Source organism: Frankia sp. AvcI1 (assembly GCF_001420875.1).
GTDB lineage: Bacteria > Actinomycetota > Actinomycetes > Frankiales > Frankiaceae > Frankia > Frankia alni.
Map to the genome: position 1 here is coordinate 158,618 of NZ_LJFZ01000006.1, position 16,958 is coordinate 175,575.

General features: G+C 71.4%; 9 protein-coding genes and 18 pseudogenes. 20 read left to right on the forward strand and 7 right to left on the reverse strand.

Going from position 1 to position 16,958, the window contains the following annotated elements; genetic code table 11:
- Nucleotide 1: 1 nt before the first annotated feature.
- The 3 pseudogenes from UK94_RS44825 to UK94_RS44835 form a co-directional block, all read left to right on the forward strand.
- A pseudogene (locus UK94_RS44825) lies at nt 2-549 on the forward strand (N-acylglucosamine 2-epimerase); the annotation flags it as partial.
- A gap of 238 nt (nt 550-787) precedes the next feature.
- Nucleotides 788-1,177 (forward strand): annotated as a pseudogene (locus UK94_RS44830) (hypothetical protein); the annotation flags it as partial.
- 1 nt (nt 1,178) lies between these two features.
- Nucleotides 1,179-1,396 (forward strand): annotated as a pseudogene (locus tag UK94_RS44835) (hypothetical protein); the annotation flags it as partial.
- A gap of 127 nt (nt 1,397-1,523) precedes the next feature.
- Here UK94_RS44835 and UK94_RS73165 read toward each other — a convergent pair.
- The 3 genes and pseudogenes from UK94_RS73165 to UK94_RS44845 all read right to left on the reverse strand — a co-directional run.
- Nucleotides 1,524-1,576, reverse strand: a 53-nt coding sequence (locus tag UK94_RS73165) for a hypothetical protein (protein WP_268761259.1), incomplete at its 5' end; no start/stop codon positions are given.
- 1 nt (nt 1,577) lies between these two features.
- Nucleotides 1,578-1,749: pseudogene (locus UK94_RS44840) on the reverse strand (hemolysin III family protein); the annotation flags it as partial.
- Nucleotide 1,750: 1 nt separating this feature from the next.
- A pseudogene (locus tag UK94_RS44845) lies at nt 1,751-2,100 on the reverse strand (hemolysin III family protein); the annotation flags it as partial.
- Nucleotides 2,101-2,501: 401 nt separating this feature from the next.
- Between UK94_RS44845 and UK94_RS44850 the strand changes: the two are divergent.
- The 11 genes and pseudogenes from UK94_RS44850 to msrA form a co-directional block, all read left to right on the forward strand.
- On the forward strand, nt 2,502-2,632 hold a 131-nt coding region (locus UK94_RS44850), incomplete at its 3' end, for a hypothetical protein (RefSeq protein WP_235487148.1).
- 1 nt (nt 2,633) lies between these two features.
- Nucleotides 2,634-3,060: pseudogene (locus UK94_RS44855) on the forward strand (phosphoenolpyruvate carboxykinase); the annotation flags it as partial.
- 16 nt (nt 3,061-3,076) lie between these two features.
- Nucleotides 3,077-3,302 (forward strand): annotated as a pseudogene (locus tag UK94_RS44865) (phosphoenolpyruvate carboxykinase); the annotation flags it as partial.
- Between the two features lie 11 nt (nt 3,303-3,313).
- Nucleotides 3,314-3,472 (forward strand): annotated as a pseudogene (locus UK94_RS44870) (phosphoenolpyruvate carboxykinase domain-containing protein); the annotation flags it as partial.
- 1 nt (nt 3,473) lies between these two features.
- Nucleotides 3,474-3,544 (forward strand): annotated as a pseudogene (locus tag UK94_RS44875) (hypothetical protein); the annotation flags it as partial.
- A gap of 1 nt (nt 3,545) precedes the next feature.
- Nucleotides 3,546-3,685, forward strand: a pseudogene (locus UK94_RS44880) (phosphoenolpyruvate carboxykinase domain-containing protein); the annotation flags it as partial.
- A gap of 1 nt (nt 3,686) precedes the next feature.
- A pseudogene (locus UK94_RS44885) lies at nt 3,687-4,325 on the forward strand (phosphoenolpyruvate carboxykinase domain-containing protein); the annotation flags it as partial.
- Nucleotides 4,326-6,171: 1,846 nt separating this feature from the next.
- On the forward strand, nt 6,172-7,163 hold a 992-nt coding region (locus tag UK94_RS08680), incomplete at its 3' end, for a PIN domain-containing protein (RefSeq protein WP_268761251.1).
- Between the two features lies 1 nt (nt 7,164).
- Nucleotides 7,165-7,220 (forward strand): annotated as a pseudogene (locus UK94_RS44890) (hypothetical protein); the annotation flags it as partial.
- Nucleotide 7,221: 1 nt separating this feature from the next.
- Nucleotides 7,222-7,464 (forward strand): annotated as a pseudogene (locus tag UK94_RS44895) (PhoH family protein); the annotation flags it as partial.
- Nucleotides 7,465-7,655: 191 nt separating this feature from the next.
- On the forward strand, nt 7,656-8,348 hold the full coding sequence (gene msrA, locus UK94_RS08685; protein ID WP_055749394.1) for a peptide-methionine (S)-S-oxide reductase MsrA: 693 nt from the start codon (nt 7,656-7,658) through the stop codon (nt 8,346-8,348).
- Nucleotides 8,349-8,477: 129 nt separating this feature from the next.
- On the opposite strand, the gene UK94_RS44900 is transcribed toward msrA, so the two are convergent.
- Both UK94_RS44900 and UK94_RS08690 read right to left on the reverse strand, forming a co-directional pair.
- Nucleotides 8,478-8,712 (reverse strand): HAD hydrolase-like protein (locus UK94_RS44900; protein WP_235487092.1); only part of this gene is annotated, 235 nt, incomplete at its 5' end.
- Between the two features lies 1 nt (nt 8,713).
- Nucleotides 8,714-9,353, reverse strand: a pseudogene (locus tag UK94_RS08690) (HAD-IIA family hydrolase); the annotation flags it as partial.
- A 910-nt stretch (nt 9,354-10,263) separates the two neighbouring features.
- Between UK94_RS08690 and UK94_RS08700 the strand changes: the two are divergent.
- Nucleotides 10,264-10,824, forward strand: a complete 561-nt coding sequence (locus UK94_RS08700; RefSeq protein ID WP_055749397.1) for a hypothetical protein — start codon at nt 10,264-10,266, stop codon at nt 10,822-10,824.
- A 113-nt stretch (nt 10,825-10,937) separates the two neighbouring features.
- Complete coding sequence (locus UK94_RS08705) at nt 10,938-11,663, forward strand: maleylpyruvate isomerase family mycothiol-dependent enzyme (protein WP_011607246.1); 726 nt, start codon at nt 10,938-10,940, stop codon at nt 11,661-11,663.
- A gap of 193 nt (nt 11,664-11,856) precedes the next feature.
- Here UK94_RS08705 and UK94_RS44905 read toward each other — a convergent pair.
- A pseudogene (locus tag UK94_RS44905) lies at nt 11,857-12,110 on the reverse strand (hypothetical protein); the annotation flags it as partial.
- A gap of 1,433 nt (nt 12,111-13,543) precedes the next feature.
- On the opposite strand from UK94_RS44905, the pseudogene UK94_RS44915 reads away from it, so the two are divergent.
- From UK94_RS44915 to UK94_RS08720, 4 genes and pseudogenes are all read left to right on the forward strand, one after another.
- A pseudogene (locus UK94_RS44915) lies at nt 13,544-13,893 on the forward strand (polyphosphate kinase 2); the annotation flags it as partial.
- Nucleotide 13,894: 1 nt separating this feature from the next.
- A pseudogene (locus tag UK94_RS44920) lies at nt 13,895-13,990 on the forward strand (polyphosphate kinase 2); the annotation flags it as partial.
- Between the two features lies 1 nt (nt 13,991).
- Nucleotides 13,992-14,512: pseudogene (locus tag UK94_RS44925) on the forward strand (polyphosphate kinase 2); the annotation flags it as partial.
- Between the two features lie 380 nt (nt 14,513-14,892).
- Nucleotides 14,893-15,549 (forward strand): nucleoside monophosphate kinase, encoded by a 657-nt coding sequence (locus tag UK94_RS08720; RefSeq protein WP_011607242.1) that lies wholly within the window; start codon nt 14,893-14,895, stop codon nt 15,547-15,549.
- A gap of 24 nt (nt 15,550-15,573) precedes the next feature.
- Here UK94_RS08720 and UK94_RS08725 read toward each other — a convergent pair whose 3' ends face one another.
- Nucleotides 15,574-16,170, reverse strand: coding sequence for a hypothetical protein (locus UK94_RS08725; RefSeq protein WP_011607241.1), 597 nt, complete (start codon nt 16,168-16,170; stop codon nt 15,574-15,576).
- Nucleotides 16,171-16,958: the final 788 nt, after the last annotated feature.

Consider the following 16,958-nt stretch of genomic DNA (forward strand, 5'->3'; position numbering starts at 1 on the left):
NCCGGCTGCGGCGCACCAGCCGGGACGGCCGGGTCGGGACGAACGCCGGCGTGCTGGAGGACTACGGCGACGTCGCCGAGGGGCTGCTCACCCTGCACCAGGTCACCGGTGATCCGGAGTGGCTGACCCTGGCCGGGGAGCTGCTCGAGGTGGTCCGGGCCCGGTTCGCCGCGCCGGACGGCGGCTTCTTCGACACCGCGGACGACGCGGAGGCGCTGCTGCGCCGCCCCCGCGACGACTCGGACTCGGCGACCCCGTCGGGCCAGGCGGCGGTGGCGGGTGCCCTGCTGACCTACGCGGCCCTGACCGGCTCGGCCGAGCACCGGAGCACCGCCGAGGCGACCGTGGCCCGGTTCGCGCCGCTGCTGTCCCGCGACGCCCGGTTCGCCGGCTGGGCCGGAGCGGTCGCCGAGGCGCTGCTCGCCGGACCGGCCGAGGTCGCCGTCGTGGACAGTCCGGCCCTGGAACGGCTCGCCCGGCTGGGCACCGCGCCCGGTGCCGTCGTGGTGACCAGCGGGCCGTTGGTCGCCGGGCGGGGAGCCCCGGGGGNGTACGTCTGCCGCGACTTCGTCTGCGAGCTGCCCGTGCACACCGCCGAGGAGGTTCGCAGGCAGCTCGGCGTGAAGGTCGCCACCTGAGGCCCCAAGCACTTTCACTCGTGACCCGGTAAGCGTGTAATCGTCGGCGGGGTGTGTCGGCGCGCACCCTGGCGGGGCCACGGCTCCGGACCAGTTCGGCAGGTTGGGCCCGCCCGCGGGTCCGGCCGGGGGACCTGAGGAGACTCGTCATGTCCGGTCCGCGTGGGCGTGGTTACGGCAGGCCGGGGGATCGGGCGGAGTCGGTGCCGGCGCAGGACGCGCCGGACTGGTTCGCGGCCCACGTCCCCGCCGGATGGTTCACCGGCCCGCCGGCCGTGGTCGTCGACCGGGACGAGATCACCGTCGTCGGGGAACTCCCCTTCGAGCAACCCCCTGTCGAGAAACCCCGCGCCGATCAGGCCGCTGCCTCTCACCCCGGGGGGGTGGCACCGTCGAACGGGCCTGACCTGGAGGCCGCCGCCCTGATCCGCGGGTTCCGCGAGCGCACCCGGGACGAGCGGATCGCCATCGCCGCCGAGGCCGAGCGGCGCTATGGACGCAAGGTCGCGTGGGGGGCGACCGCGGGCGCGGCCAGCGAGNTGTTCACCGTGCTGTCCGTGCCGGTGATGACGCGGCTGCGCCAGCCGGAGCGTCAGGTGCTGGACACCCTCGTCGAGTCCGGCGTGGCGCGCAGCCGCAGCGAGGCGCTGGCCTGGTGCGTCCGGCTGGTCGGGGACAACTCCGACACCTGGCTGCGCCAGCTTCGCGAGGCCCTCGAACAGGTCGAGAAGATCCGTGCCGAGGGCCCCGGCCGCTGACTCCCGCACGGTCCGCGGCGGCATGCCGGGCGGGTTGCGGCGCGTTGCGTACGGTCCGCGTGGGCAGACCGTGCAGTGCGCACCGCCACTGGCCCTGGGCTGGGCTGGGGTGGGGTGGGTGGTGGGGTCAGCGGATCGCGAACATCAGGGCGATGTAGTGGCAGGCCGCGGCGACGAGGGNGAAGGCGTGGAACACCTCGTGGTAGCCGAAGGTCGCCGGGGCCGGGTCCGGTCGCCGCGCGGCGTAGACGATGGCACCGAGGCTGTAGCAGACGCCGCCGACCAGCAGGAGGACCATCGAGGCGATCCCGGCCCGGTGAGCCAGCTCCGGGATGACGAAGACGGCGACCCAGNCGAGGGCGATGTACAGCGGCACGGTCAGGTACCGCGGCGAATGCAGCCACAGCATCCGGATGGTCACGCCGAGTGCCGCTCCGCCCCACACCACGGCCAGGACCACGCGAGCCGTGCGCTCCGGCATCCCAAGGAGGGCAAAAGGGGTATAAGTGCCGGCGATGAAAACAAAGATCATTGAATGGTCGAGGCGTTTCATGCGCGACCGGGCACGTGACGTCGACCACATCGTACGGTGGTAGAGCGCGCTCGTTCCGAACAGCGCCGCAATACTCAGCGCGTATATTGCGATCCCCAGTCGGGCACGGAGCGTGGTGGCCAGCGCCACGGCGAGGAGACCCAGTGCAAGGNTTACGGGGAATGCCCCGGCATGTAGCCATCCCCGCATGCGTGGTCGCACCAGGTCACGGGGGTGGGAGGGGCCGTCCGCCTGCGGAGGCCCGGCGGGCTGCTGCGTGAGGGAAGCCACGTCCAGGACGATAACCCGAGGCTTCCGGCAGCCACGAGACGGAGTCACCCGGCGGCGGTCCGTCCGTACCGGTGCGTGATGGATCCGACGCTTCTGTCCACTCGCTATCGCGCGACTGCGGGGGGAACGCGCGGTACAGTCTAATGATCCTGAACGCGACCTCGAACTGCCCCTGTACCGCGGGTTTTGTCAGCGCGTGAACGAGAACGTTCGAGTACTGAAGTCGGCACCTGCATACGGGGCGAGAACGCGGCGGGTTCGACTCGACCGGAGGNGTGAGCTGTGACGACCGCGGCACAGATTCCGGGGCTGGAAGCGGCCCCCACGAAGCACGCCAGGCTGGTCGCCTGGGTGCGTGAGATCGCCGAACTCACCCAGCCGGAACGGGTTGAGTGGTGCGACGGATCGGAGGCNGAGTTCGACCGGCTGACCAGTCTCCTGATCGAGAAGGGGACCCTGGTCCGACTGAACGACGAAAAGCGTCCCAACAGCTTTTACGCCGCCTCGGACCCCAGCGACGTGGCCCGGGTCGAGGATCGCACCTACATCTGCTCCGAGAAGGCCGAGGACGCCGGCCCCACGAACAACTGGATGGACCCGGCGGAGATGCGGGTCAAGCTCCAGGGCCTGTTCGAGGGCTCCATGCGCGGTCGCACGATGTATGTCGTGCCCTTCTGCATGGGTCCGCTCGGATCGCATATCTCGGCGCTCGGGGTGGAAATCACCGACTCGCCCTACGTCGTCATTTCCATGCGCACGATGACCCGTATGGGCGCGCCCGCGCTGGAACAGCTCGGTGAAGATGGCTTCTTTGTTCCGGCGGTGCATTCGCTTGGTGCTCNGCTGGAATCCGGTGNGGCCGACGTTCCGTGGCCGTGCAACACGACGAAGTACATCACTCATTTCCCGGAGACCCGCGAGATCTGGTCCTATGGATCGGGTTACGGTGGTAACGCGCTCCTCGGCAAGAAATGCTACGCACTGCGCATCGCGTCCGTTATGGCGCGCGATGAGGGCTGGCTTGCCGAGCACATGCTCATCCTCAAGCTGACGTCGCCCGCGGGTAAGGTTCACTACATTGCCNCGGCCTTCCNGTCGGCCTGTGGAAAGACCAACCTCGCAATGCTCATCCCCACCCTTCCCGGGTGGAAGGCGGAGACTGTCGGTGACGACATCGCGTGGATGCGGTTCGGTGAGGACGGCCGGCTCTACGCCGTCAACCCCGAGGCCGGCTTCTTCGGTGTCGCCCCCGGNACGGGCGAGCAGACCAACCCGAACGCGATCAAGACGCTGTGGGGTAACACGGTCTTCACGAACGTGGCCCGNACGGACGACGGCGACGTCTGGTGGGAGGGGCTGACCAAGCAGGCCCCGGGGCACCTCACCGACTGGAAGGGCCGCGACTGGACTCCCGAGTCCACCGAGCCCGCCGCGCACCCCAACGCGCGGTTCACCGTCCCCGCCGGNCAGTGCCCGACCATCGCCTCCGAGTGGCAGGACCCGAAGGGCGTGCCGATCTCGGCGATCCTGTTCGGCGGTCGCAGGGCGACCGCGGTTCCGCTGGTCACCGAGGCGCCCGACTGGCGGCGCGGGGTCTTCTTCGGCTCGATCGTCGCCTCCGAGACGACCGCGGCTCAGGCCGGCGCGATCGGCAAGCTGCGCCGCGACCCGTTCGCCATGCTGCCGTTCTGTGGCTACAACATGGCCGACTACTTCGCCCACTGGCTGGAGGTCGGCCAGAAGGCCGATCAGGCGAAGCTGCCCCGGATCTACTACGTGAACTGGTTCCGCAAGAGCCCGGAGGGCAAGTTCCTCTGGCCCGGCTTCGGCGAGAACAGCCGTGTCCTGGCCTGGATCGTCGGCCGCCTCGAGGGCCACGCCGACGGTGTGGAGACCCCGCTCGGTGTCCTGCCGACCAGGGACGCCCTGCCGACCGACGGCCTTCAGATCGACGAAGCCGACCTGGACGCCCTGCTCACGGTCGACATCGACGTCTGGAAGCAGGAGGCCGAGCTGATTCCCGAGCACTACCAGACGTTCGGCGACCGGCTCCCCGCCGCTCTCTGGGCCGAGCACGAGGCCCTGGTCAGCCGCCTCGACGGCTGACCAGCATCACCCGCGACACCCGCGACACAGCATCTCCCGCGACACCCCGGCCCGCGCCGGGCGGTTCCCCCGCCCGGCGCGGGCCGTCGCCTGTCCGCCTCCAGCCAGGTTCCCGCCACCTGCTCGCCTGTGACGTCGGCCAGCTGCTGGCCTGTGACGTCGGTCAGCCGGGCTCCGTCGGACGTCCGCGATCTGGTCTCCCGCCGGACGTGGGCCAGNCGGTTCCCGTCGGACGTCGGGCCCGACCGGCTCACGTCGGCTGGTTGCGCTCCGTCACAGATTCCGTGTACGTGGCACGTATTCGGGTGTCTGCTTCGAGGTGATCAGCAGGCCCGCATTCACCGGGAAACGGACCCGCTCGCCGCTCGCTGTGCGCCCCAGCCCGCATGTTCCACGGGTGTCTGTGCGTGTCGTCTTTGGGATTTCCTGCAACGTCCGCGGCTGGTCGGTGGATTTCCGTCAAGAGGGCGGGAGCGCTGATCCGTAGGAGAATCGGACCCCCGCCGGCCGCCCGCCCGCCGGAAAGCGCGGTCCGTCCGGCCCCGTGCCGCCCGATCCATCCAGCCCGAGTCGTTCCATCCAGATTTCCTGATGTTGCCGGGCCACCTGGCCATGTTTCCGAAAGGCTTCCGGCCACCCCGTCCGCGCCGGGAAGGGCACTCGCGTTACCTGGCTCCCAAGCCGGAGCCGCCCGATTCCTTGCTCCGGGTCCGGACCTGATCCCGCCGCGCGACNGGCTCCCGATCACCGCCTGGCCGCACATGGCCCGAGGATCCGACTCGGTTAGGTACTCCTTACCTTTCCTGGTCTTCTGGGGACCATGGCATCGTCAACCGAGCAGGCCGACCGCACCGCCCACCCCTGTCGCGCCGGCCTGTTCTCCGCTCACGCGCGCCCGGTGCCCTCCGCTTCCCTTTCTCCGATTTCCGCACCTCTCCGTGACGCCTTTCTGCCCTTCCCGACGGAGCGGACCGCTCCCTGCAACCCGGCCGCCCGCCGGCTCCCGTGGTTGCCGCCAGCCTGTGCTGCCGCCGGTCGCGGCCGGGTCGCGCCAGGCTCCCGAGGCCCTGCGGTGCGGGTCTCCATCCCCATCCGAGGCCCAGTTCTCTCCCGCGGTGCTGGTCGCGCTGCTCGGTGAAACCGGGCACACTGCCCGGCCCCGGCCCCGGCCCCGGCCCCGGCCCCAGCCCCAGCCCCAGCTTCGACGATCATGGTGCATTTCGGAACCGTGCCCTGCCCCCGGACCCCTGCTCCAGCCAGCCCGGTATGCGCGGTTCCGCGCAACCGCGCCACATCGCCCCGACCGGCCTCCACCTACGCGCAGGTAGTGGACCGTGCGCGACGTGGAACCGCCGTCAACCATCTGCGCTTGCCGACGCCACCGCGCCGGGCACCGGTCGACGCGGTGCTCCCGCGCGGGGAGCGTGATCACTGCCGACGGGATCGGCTGCGTGACGGGGTTGTTGCTCGCGTGCGACTCTATTGATCTTGTGGTCTGACGGTGGTGGGGATCGCGGCGAGGTCGGCGGGTGCTGGTTGGCGCCGTGGGGNGGAGGGNCGCTGCGGGGCGTCATGATCGGGTCGGCATGTCACCGAAAGGGACACGATGGGCACCCGAGGAGGCAAAACGTTTCCCGTTCTTAACGCAACGTGTTGCCCGAAGTGGGTCGCCATCCTGGGAGGTGGCAGCTACCGTGAGAGCCCTAGCGTCTCAAGCCGTGGTCCGGCGTGGTGCCGGACCTCTCGGGAGGCCCCTCGGTGCCGCAAGCGCGACTACACCAGGAGGCCGGTGCCCGGCTCCTGGAGGGGTCGGTCCCGGACTACCTCCGAGTAAGCGGGTGGGCGTGTGCCACGAACGCATGTCGTCGACACAAGCGTGCTGCTTTCTGATCCTGGCGCGCTGCTGCGGTTCGCGGAGCACAATGTCGTGCTCCCCCTCGTCGTCATAGGGGAGCTGGAGGGCAAGAGGAACCACCCGGAGCTGGGCTGGTTCGCCCGGGAGGCCCTGCGCCTGCTGGATGACCTGCGCATCCGGCACGGTCGCCTCGACCAGCCCATCCCGCTGGCGGGTGGGGGAACGCTTCGGGTGGAACTTAATCACACCGACGCGGCTGTCCTTCCACCGGGGTTCCGGGTGGACACGAACGACTCGCGGATCCTGTGTGTCGCGATGAACCTCGCCCGCGAGGGCGCGGACGTCGTGCTGGTCACGAAGGACCTCCCGCTGCGGGTCAAGGCCTCGGTGCTGGGGCTGCCGGCGGAGGAGTACCAGGCGCTGTCGCCGGTGGACACCGGCTTCTCCGGCATGGCGGAGCTCACCGTCGCCCAGGAGGATCTCGACCGGCTCTACTCCCGCGAGTACACGGAGATCCTGGAGGCCGCCGACCTGCCCTGCCACACCGGCCTGGTGCTCACCACGGCGGGCGGCAGTGCCTCGGCGCTCGGCCGGGTCACGGCGGACAAGCAGGTCCGGCTGGTGCGGGGCGACCGGGACGCGTTCGGGCTGCACGGGCGTTCCGCGGAGCAGCGGGTGGCGCTCGACCTGCTGCTCGACCCGGACGTCGGCATCGTCTCGCTCGGCGGCCGGGCCGGCACCGGCAAGTCGGCACTGGCCCTGTGCGCGGGCCTGGAGGCGGTGATGGAGCGCCGGGCCCACCGGAGGGTCGTCGTCTTCCGGCCGCTCTACGCCGTCGGCGGCCAGGAGCTCGGTTACCTCCCGGGTAGCGAGAACGAGAAGATGGCGCCCTGGGCACAGGCCGTGTTCGACACCCTCGGCGCCCTGGTCTCCCAGGAGGTGATCGAGGAGGTCGTCGACCGGGGGATGCTGGAGGTGCTCCCNCTCACCCACATCCGCGGACGGTCCCTGCACGACGCCTTCGTGATCGTGGACGAGGCNCAGTCGCTGGAGCGTGGGGTGCTGCTCACCGTGCTGTCCCGGCTGGGGCAGGGCTCCCGGGTGGTGCTCACGCACGACGTGGCGCAGCGCGACAACCTGCGGGTCGGTCGGCATGACGGGGTCGCGTCGGTCATCGAGACGCTCAAGGGTCACCCACTGTTCGCGCACGTCACGCTCACCCGCTCGGAGCGTTCGCCGATCGCGGCGCTCGTGACCACGATGCTGGAGGACCTGGTCCTCTGATGGGGGCCGTCCCCTGATGGGCGCCGTCCTCTGACCCGCGCTGCACCCGGACCGGGCCCGCGTGGCGGCCCGGTCCGCGGTGCAGCTCCGCGGCTCGCGGCGCCCGAATCCGGCCGGCGCCCGGCGCGTCGCGGGAACGCCCGGCCACTCTGGATGGTTGTCAGAGGAGACACTCATCGGAGGTGGCACAGATGTTCTTCGGTCGCCATAAGACCACGCTGCCCACGCCCGAGGAGGCGCTCCCCGGCCGGGACCGCCCGGTTTTCGTCGGCGACTCCCGGCACACCGTCCTCGGTACCTCGTTCACCGGCCCGTTCCCGGCCGGGCTGGACACGGCCGTGTTCGGCCTCGGCTGCTTCTGGGGCGCCGAGCGCGCGTTCTGGCAGGTTCCCGGCGTGTACACGACCGCGGTCGGCTACGCCGGTGGATCCACGCCCAATCCGACGTACGAGGAGGTGTGTTCCGGCCAGACCGGGCACACCGAGGCGGTCCTGGTCGTGTTCGACCCGGCGAAGGTCTCCTACGCGGAGCTGCTGAAGGTGTTCTGGGAGGGGCATGACCCGACCCAGGGCATGCGCCAGGGCAACGACGTCGGCACCCAGTACCGCTCGGCGATCTACACGACGTCCGACGCGCAGGCGGCGGCGGCCGACGCGAGTCGGGACGGGTTCGAGAAGGTGCTGCAGGGCGCGGGCTACGGCCCGATCACCACCGAGATCGCCCCGGCGGGTCCGTTCTACCTCGCCGAGGAGTACCACCAGCAGTACCTGTCGGACGCCAAGAACCCCTACGGCTACTGCGGCCTCGGCGGCACGGGCCTGTCCTGCCCGGTCGGCGTGGCCGCCGTCGGTGCGGACCGTGAGGGTTCCGCGGGCGTGGCCTGACCCGTAGTCCGCGTCTCCCGGCCGGCGGTGGGGCCGCCGGCCGGTCGTTGCGTGCGCCGGGCGATCGGCTGACCTCCCGGGTTTGGGTGCCGCCGGGCGGTCAGCTCGCGGCGGCGTGTGGTCGCGAGGTCAACTCTGGGTGGTGTGCCGTGGTGCCGTGTCGTCGGCGGGGGCGGTGGGCGCGGGGCGGCGGGTCGCCCCGGTGAGTGCCCCGTCGATCGTGTGGACGTCCCGCCCCACCGGGACCCGGGCGATGCTGTCGACGACCGCGCTCGGCCGGTAGGGGAATCGCTCGATGTCGGCGTGCGTCGTGATGCCGGAGAGCACGAGCACGGTGTCCATCCCGGCCTCCAGACCGGCGACCNCGTCGGTGTCCATCCGGTCGCCGATCACCACCGTCGTCTCGCTGTGCGCGGACAGGGTGTTCAGGGCGCTGCGCATCATCAGCGGGTTCGGCTTGCCGACGAAGTAGGGGGTGACCCCGGTCGCCTTGGTGATCATGGCGGCGACGGCACCTGTCGCCGGGAGGAGCCCCTCGACCGACGGACCGGTCGGGTCGGGGTTCGTCGCGATGAAGCGGGCGCCGTCGCGCACCAGCCGGACCGCTCGGGTGATCGCTTCGAAGCTGTAGGTCCGGGTTTCCCCGAGCACCACATAATCCGGGGAGCTGTCGCTGAGCACATATCCGATGTCGTGCAGCGCCGTGGTGAGCCCCGCCTCGCCGACGACATACGCCGAGCCGCCCGGCCGCTGCGTGTGCAGGAAGAGCGCGGTGGCGAGCGCGGAGGTCCAGATTCGCTCGGGCGGGATCTCCAGGCCCGAGCGGGACAGCCGTGCCGACAGATCGCGGGCCGTGTAGATCGAGTTGTTCGTCAGCACCAGAAAGCCGAGGCCCGCGGCGATGACGCCGGCGATAAACGCGTCCGCCCCGGCAATCGGGTGTTCCTCGTGGACGAGAACGCCGTCCATGTCGATGAGATAGTTCTCGATGATCCGTTCCGACATGGCCACTGATTCTGCCCGCCGCCCGGCCCGACGGCGGGCAGGGGTGGTCACTGGGAGCGGCGTCTCACAGCACAGCGACGCCGGCGGCCTGCTGGCTGGCCGGCAGCGTCAGACACAGAGCGGGGACGACGAGCCANTCCCGCAATCCCTCGTCGTGTGCGTACGTGTGCGCGTAGCCCGGGGTGCGGAACGGGCCGACCACCCCGCGGACCCGCCCACCCTGGCCACCGAGCACGACCACGGCCCACGCCGCGGCGTCGTCATCCGCCGCCCCGTCCGGCAAGGATGTGGATTCCCACCAGTACGGCCCACCCTCGACCATTCACGCCCCCTTGTGCACGTTTTTCAGCGGCCACCCAGGGCGGCGACACATGGTTCGGCAGGTCATCGCTCCGGGCGCGCAAATTCGCGCCGCTGGATGCCGTTGCCGAAATCATCGTCGTCTCGTCCCTCCGGTCGGCCCGGCGATGCGCCACGATGCACGCCGACGCCGTGGATGGCCCCCTCCGATATCGTGCGCTTTCCCGTCGCCTTGTCCACCGAAACGGCCGAATTTTTCTCGGCGATGTCCGGCGAGCAGCCCACGGAACGCGCGTCTGCATTGGCTGGTGCANGGCNGTTCTCATCCGGCATACGTTCGCGGCGCTCCGGGCACGGCCGAATCGAAAATGTGACGTACGTCGTCGAGTGCTCCGGCGACCCGCCGCGGGGTGGCGCGAGGGTGGCGCCCGGCGCGGGCCCGGTGGGGTGCGGGCCGGTCCGGCGAGGGGCGAACCGGGTCGGGAGGCCGCGGGGGTGACCGGGGAGTGATCGGGAGGGGGCCGGGGCGGACCGGCGGCGATCCGGGCGCAACGTCCGGGTTGATTCGGGCGTCTGTTCTGTCGGTTACTTCTCGCGATGTGGGGGATCCGTGCGCCGGCGCCGTAACGATTACCGCAACTGGGAGGAACTGTCCCGCCAGGAACGCCGCCGGGGCCTCGCGATCCTCGGCGTGGCCGGCGCCGGCGCGGTGACCGCCGTCTACCTGATCGTCGGTGGCGGCGGCACGCAGGCCGAGGCCGGCGCGGTGGTCCCGCCGACCATCGATGTGAAGACCCAGCTCGCCACCTGGTACGCCACCACCGCCGGGGTCCGCGACGAGGTCGTGACCTCCGTCAACGCAGTGCGCACGGACATCCAGGCAGCCGACGGCACGGCACTGCGGCCGGCGTGCGTCCAGCTCGGTCAGGCCGTGGACCGGATCGGCGAGCTCGGCGTGCCGCCCGTCGCCGCCGCCAGCCAGACCTGGACCGACGGCGCCACCGCCTACGCCCAGGCCGTCACCACCTGCGGGAACCTCTTCGACGGCACCGCACTGCCCCCGCCGGTCCTGCTCCAGCGCACGACCGATGCCCTGAACACCGCCGATGGCCACTGGACGAGGCTGGCCGCCCAGGTCGGCGCGCCGGCGCAGATCGTCTCGACGAACTAGGCCTCGCGCCGGCGACCACGGGCACGGGACCTGGAACGGGACCTGGAACGGGACCTGGGAACGGCTGCCCTCGCCCGTCGCCCGTGGGCGTCTGCCCTGCCAGACTCGGGCAGGTGGACCATCTCGCGCTCATCGAGACCGAGGGCGTCGCGCTGCTGGCGACGACCAGCCGACATCTCGACACTCCCGTGCCCACCTGCCCGGGCTGGAGCTCGCGCCGCCTGCTGCGGCACGCCGGTCGCCTGCTACACAGCGTGAGTGTCGTCGTGTCGCGGGGCACGGCCGAGCCGCCGCCGCCGAATCCGCCCGCGCCCGCCGACGACGAGGGGCTGGTCGACTACTACCGGCGTTCCCTCGACGGCCTGCTGGACGTGCTGCGCGAGACCGATCCCGCCCGGCCGGCCTGGAACCACACCGGGGTCGCGCCGCCAGTCGCCGGGTTCTGGCGCCGCCGCCTCGCCCAGGAGCTCACCGTGCATCGCTGGGACGCCGACAACGCTGTCGGCGCCGCCCGCCCACCTGCGGCGGAGGTGGCCGCGGACGGCGTGGACGAGCTGCTGACCATCCTGCTGCCCGGCGGGCGCGCCCGGGCGACGAGTGCCGCAGCGGCGCACGGCGGCGTGCACGTCCATCTCACCGACGTCGAGGGAGAGTGGCTGGTCGCGCTGGCCGGCAATGACGTCACGGTGACCCGGGAGCACGCCAAGGGGGACGCCGCCCTGCGTGGCCCCGCCGCCGCGGTCCTGCTCGCCCTGTGGGGGCGGCTGCCGTTCGACAGTCCCGATCTCGCCGCCTACGGCGACGTCGCCCTGCTCCCGGCACTGCATCCCGGCGTCTGACCCCGGCTCGGCCGGGGCCGGGGTTGCACCGCGGTGGTGCCTCCCGGGTGTGCCACCGCACGGCGACGCCGAGGGCGGCGGGGGCGGCCGGGAGGCACCGAGGTGCCGGCACTCAGGTGCGGCTCGAAGGTGTCCGGAACCGCCCCTGGGGTGTCCGGAACCGCCCTGGGCGTGTCAGGGAACCGCCCTGGTGTCAGGAACCGCCCTGGGGGCGCCGGAACAGAGTCGCGGTCGGCGCGGCCGGGGTCAGGGTCGCCTTCGCCGGGGTGAACAGGAACGACTGCTGGGGCACGCCGTCCGGCCCGAGCAGGAACGCCCGCTCGATCGAGTCGACCGTGATGCGGGCCCCGCGGTCGACGCCCGCCCCGACGACGCGGGTGGCCTCGATCGTCGAGATGTCCTCGGCGACCGTGCCGGGGGGTAGCTCGACGGCCGTCGCGGCGGGGGNGTCCCGTTCGATGGCCCAGAGGGGATAGATCTTGTTCGACCGGTAGGTCTCGCCGTTGCCGGACAACCGCACGCCGACCGACAGGCCGACCCAGCTGTTCTCCGTGTTCGGCGCCCCCACGGTGTTCTTACGGATGATCAGATAGAGGTAGTTGCGCGGGTCGCTGATCTTCGTGGTGGAGTTCGGCGCCTTGTTCTCGTCGACCTTGCCCTCGCGGGCGACCTCCTGCGCCATCACCCAGTAGGTCCACGGGTTGCGGTCCATCTGCCGCTCGCGGGCGTCGGCGTTCGGGTCGAGGGTGTCGGCGGCGGACAGGGCGAACCGCATCGGGCCGTCCGGGTTCTGGCACATGGCGTTGTTCAGCGTGCAGGTCCCGAGCAGCGGGTGGCCGCCCTCGGAGCGGCCGGTGAAGGGCTGCGTCGTGTGGTCGGGGCCCTGGATCACGGCGCTGCCGGGAATCGCGTTGCCGGCGGCGTCGATCTCCACCTGGTAGGTCCACTCGATGTCGGTGGTGCGGCCCCACTGTGCCATCAGCGCCGGGGTGGACGTGCCGCCGTCCTCGTTGCTCCACACGGTCGAGTAGGTCAGCAGCCGGTGCCCCGAGATCGCCGTCGGCGCCTCGGAGTGGAAGGCCAGCAGCGGCGTGTCCGTGATGGCGTTCTGGAACGGTCCGCCGGCCAGCGGGTCCGCCGCGGTCGCCGACGACGGCGCGCCGACGTCGGGGGAACCGGCGGCGGGCAGCGGCGTCGTCCGTCCATACACCACCGGGGCGTGGGCCAGCGCCTGGTAGCCGTTGTCCTGCGGCGTCACCGTCCGGAAGGTGAAGCCGGTCAGCCGGGCCGACGCGGCCGCCTGCGGCGAGCGGTCGGTGGCGAACTGNGCCCGCAGGGTGTGGTCGCCGNCGGCGAGGTGGCCCAGCGCCAGGCTCCGCTTGATCGGGAACGAGGCGGGGATGACGACGTCGGTGGCGTAGGTGTTGTCGACGAACAGGGACACCACGGCCGACTCNCTGCCCGGCGAGCCCCACGACACGCCGGGCGCGGCGGTGGTGACGTCGAGCAGGACCTCGCCCTCATTGGCGGTCCGGAACGGCAGCGAGGCGTCCTGCCCCCGGTTCAGCACGACCTCCGCCGGCGGTGCCGGCGCCTTGTCGCCGGAGCCGCACGCCCCGAGCCCGACCGTCAGTGCGGCCGCGGCCAGACCCGCACCGACCGCCCGCCGCAGTCCCCTCGACACCCGCGTTCCTCCCCGAAACCGGGGAGGTCGCCACCCGCGCGGCCGTTCCCCACGTCCCCGATTCCCGTACACATCCTGCTCTGTAGTGAATTGTCGTCCTGCACCGGTAGGGCCGGCGCGGGGTGGGCGGCCACGCGCCCGGTCGCGGCGACGATGGGTCCACGGCGATCGTCGTTGATGGCGGGAGAGTGGGGACATGGCACAGGGGCGGCACGGCGGATCGACGGGGGACAGGGCCGACGAGGGCGGCGGGGTCGCGGCCGGCGACGACGGATCGCCGCAGGCCGCCGGGCCCGTCGGGCCCGCCGGGCCTGCCGGGACCGCCGGTACGGTGGCGGCCGATCCCTCGACCGCGGCGGCGCTCGCGGCGGGCATCACCCCGTCCCGGGTCTCCAGGAAGGAGTATGAGCGGGAACTCGCCCGCCTGCAGACCGAGCTGGTCCGGATGCAGGAATGGATCCGGCATACCGGCTTCCGGCTGGTGGTGGTCTTCGAGGGGCGGGACACCGCGGGCAAGGGTGGCACCATCAAACGCATCCTCGAGCGNCTCAACGCCCGCCAGTGCCGGGTCGTCGCGCTGGGCACGCCGACCGAGCGGGAACGCACCCAGTGGTACTTCCAGCGTTACCTGGCGCACCTGCCCNCCGCCGGCGAGATCGTGCTGTTCGACCGGAGCTGGTACAACCGGGCTGGGGTCGAACGGGTGATGGGATTCTGCACCGACGACGAGTACGACGACTTCCTGCGCACCTGCCCGCAGCTCGAGCGGGCGCTGGTCCGCGCCGGGATCGTCCTGGTGAAATACTGGCTCTCGCTGAGCGACGAGGAGCAGGAACGGCGTTTCCAGGAGCGCATCGACAATCCCGGAAAGCGGTGGAAGCTGTCGGCGATGGACCTGCAGGCGCGGGCCCGCTGGGTGGATTTCGCGGCGGCCAAGGACGAGATGTTCGCCTACACCGACATCCGGGAGGCGCCCTGGCACGTGGTGGACGCCGACGACAAGCGCACGGCCCGGCTCAACCTGATCAGCCATCTGCTGTCGGTCGTCCCGTACGGCGACGTGCCGCATGACCGTGTCGTCCTGCCCCCGCGGCAGGAGAAGGCCTACCAGCGGCCCCCGATCGACAGCCAGACCTGGGTGCCGCGCCGCTACGTGCGGGGCTGAGCGAGCCGCCCGCCGGGCCAGGCGACCCGCCGCGGGTGGCGCGCAGGTGCCACCTGACGAGGGTGAGTCGGCCCTCGCGCAACCGCCCTTTCGGTGCCGGTCGCGGCGCCGCGCCGGCCGTCCGCGGGGCGGCGCGGCCGGGTCGACGGACCCGCCGGCGGTGGCCGTAACCTCCCGCTGCCCGCGGTTCTTCGGCACTCACCAGCGGGCCCTCCCGCCGTAGACCGGGATATGTGTCGTTGCCCACNCCGCATTCACCGGGCTGGCCTCCGGGTCGATCCATTCGTTCAGCGGATACGGTACCCGGCAGGGAATGAACCGGACGACGGTCCGCGGCCGACCACCTGTGCGACCTGCGATTCGGGCGGGAGAGGGATTTCGTGCGCAAGTTCGTCATCATGGGAGTGCAGGGCAGCGGCAAGGGAACCCAGGCGACGATGCTGGCACGGGATTTCGACCTCGTCCACATAAGCGTCGGCGACGTCTTCCGCTGGAACGTACAGAATCACACGAAGCTGGGCGCGCAGGTGAAGCGGACGGTCGCCGCCGGCCACCTCGTCGGCGACGACCTCGTCGAATCGGTGGTGCGCACCCGGCTGGCCGACCACGACTGGAACTACGGCTTCATCATCGACGGATTTCCCCGCAACGCGCGGCAGGCGGAGTTCTTTCTGGAGAGCTACGACATCGACGGGGTCATCTACCTGGACCTCCCGGACGACGAGGTCTACCGGCGGGTGCTGGCCCGCCGGCTGTGCTCCCGCTGCGGCCTGGACTACAACCTGATAGCGAGCCGGCCGGTCATGCCGGACACCTGCGACGTCTGCGGAGCACGGCTGCGCAGACGTGCCGACGACAATCCCCAGGCGCTGGCCGTGCGACTGCGTGACTATCACGAGAAGACCCAGCCGGTGATGGAGATCTTCCAGCGTAAGGAGTTCGTGGCCGTCGTCGACGCCCGCCGCGAGCCGCGGGCCGTCCAGACGGAGATCCGCGGGTACTTCAACCTGCCGGACCTGGCCCCCGCGGCGGTGTGATCCCCGTCGGCGCCGGCCGCCTCGTCAGCTCTTGGTGAAGACGATGGCGATCGCGTTGGACTGGCCGAGGCCCGCGGCGCCGAGGCTCCCGGTGACGCCGTGCCCGGTGAAGGCCAGCGCGCGGGCGACGCCGGGAATGCCGACGTCCGAGGTGATCCGGTAGCCGGCCGGTGGCAGCGCCGTGCGGTAGAACGCCGCCACCTTGTCGCTGGACACCCCAGACAGCGTCACCGTCGAGCTCTTCCCGGTGGTGGTGCCGACCTTCACCGTCGCGCCGGGCGGCACGGGGAAGCCCGCGGGGACGTTGGTGCCGCGCAGCGCGGCCGGTCCGGTCACCGCGTCGATCTTCCCCACCCCGGGGATGGAGGTCGACAGCGAGCTGGGCAGGGCGGTCGGCAGGGCCGTGGGCAGGCCGCTCGGCAGCGCGGTCGGCAGGGCTGTGGGCAGCGCCGTCGGCAGGCTCGCGCTGGCGCTCGGATCCGGCAGGTCGATGCCGTCCGAGCCGCAGCCGGCCGTCAGGCCGACGAGCCCGGTCAGGGCGAGCCCCGCCACGAGCACCGTGGCCCGACGGGCCCGACGGCCCTGCGGGCGCGGCGCGTCGAGAGCCTGACTGTCGGCCACGGTGGGGTCCTCCCGTTCGTCCCGCGGTTCCCGGGTCCCACTGCCGCGTCGCTTCAGGTAGCCGGTGAGGGCGTACGTGGTGGCGACGCGCCAGGGTGCCGATGGTTGGCGGCCCGGAGTCGGCATTGTGCCGTTGCGTCCTCGCCGACCCTAGTCGTGGCCGGACGGCGNCTGCCCGAGGTGTCGGCTGACCGTCACGACTCCCGGTGCCGGGGGTACCGCCACCGGGTGCGGGGCCACCCGAACGTGGTGCCTACAGGTGCCGATTGCCCCCGCGTTCGACGTCCGCGCGTCCCGCCGCCTCGGNCCGCCCGCATCCGGGCTGACCTGGGGGTGAGCGGGACCCTCGACTGAAGATGGAGCAAAATTTCTGATTTGCGGCACGAAGGAGGTTTGGCGATGGTAGGGGCTGGGTACCCGGCAGGCGGGTACTTGCCCTGTTTGTCCGCTTCACCCGATCTCGGGAAGGATGGATCGACGTGCGGGATGCCGTAGGAGCTGCGGCCGGCGTGCCGCAAAGCTCGACCAACTGTCACTCTCCGTCGCGATGTCGGGGCGGTCTGGTGGGTTGCCCGCGGGGAAGGGTGCGTCGTNCCGAGCGTGGCCGAGCGTCGCGCGCATCGTCTCGCGGGCCAGCGCGACTGGACGAGGAAGTCNAGGAACATGCCGAACTGGCATTCCGATTTCTTCCGATATAGCCAGGTTCTCCGACACGGTAAGTGAGGATATGTGTGCAGTACGAACTTCGGAGTGTCCCGCCCCGGTGTTCCGTGTTGAGCACCNGACAC

What these genes read in the sequence shown, in the direction of transcription:
- msrA (WP_055749394.1), top strand. Translation starts at nt 7,656, where the DNA reads ATGTTCTTCGGTCGCCATAAGACCACGCTGCCCACGCCCGAGGAGGCG.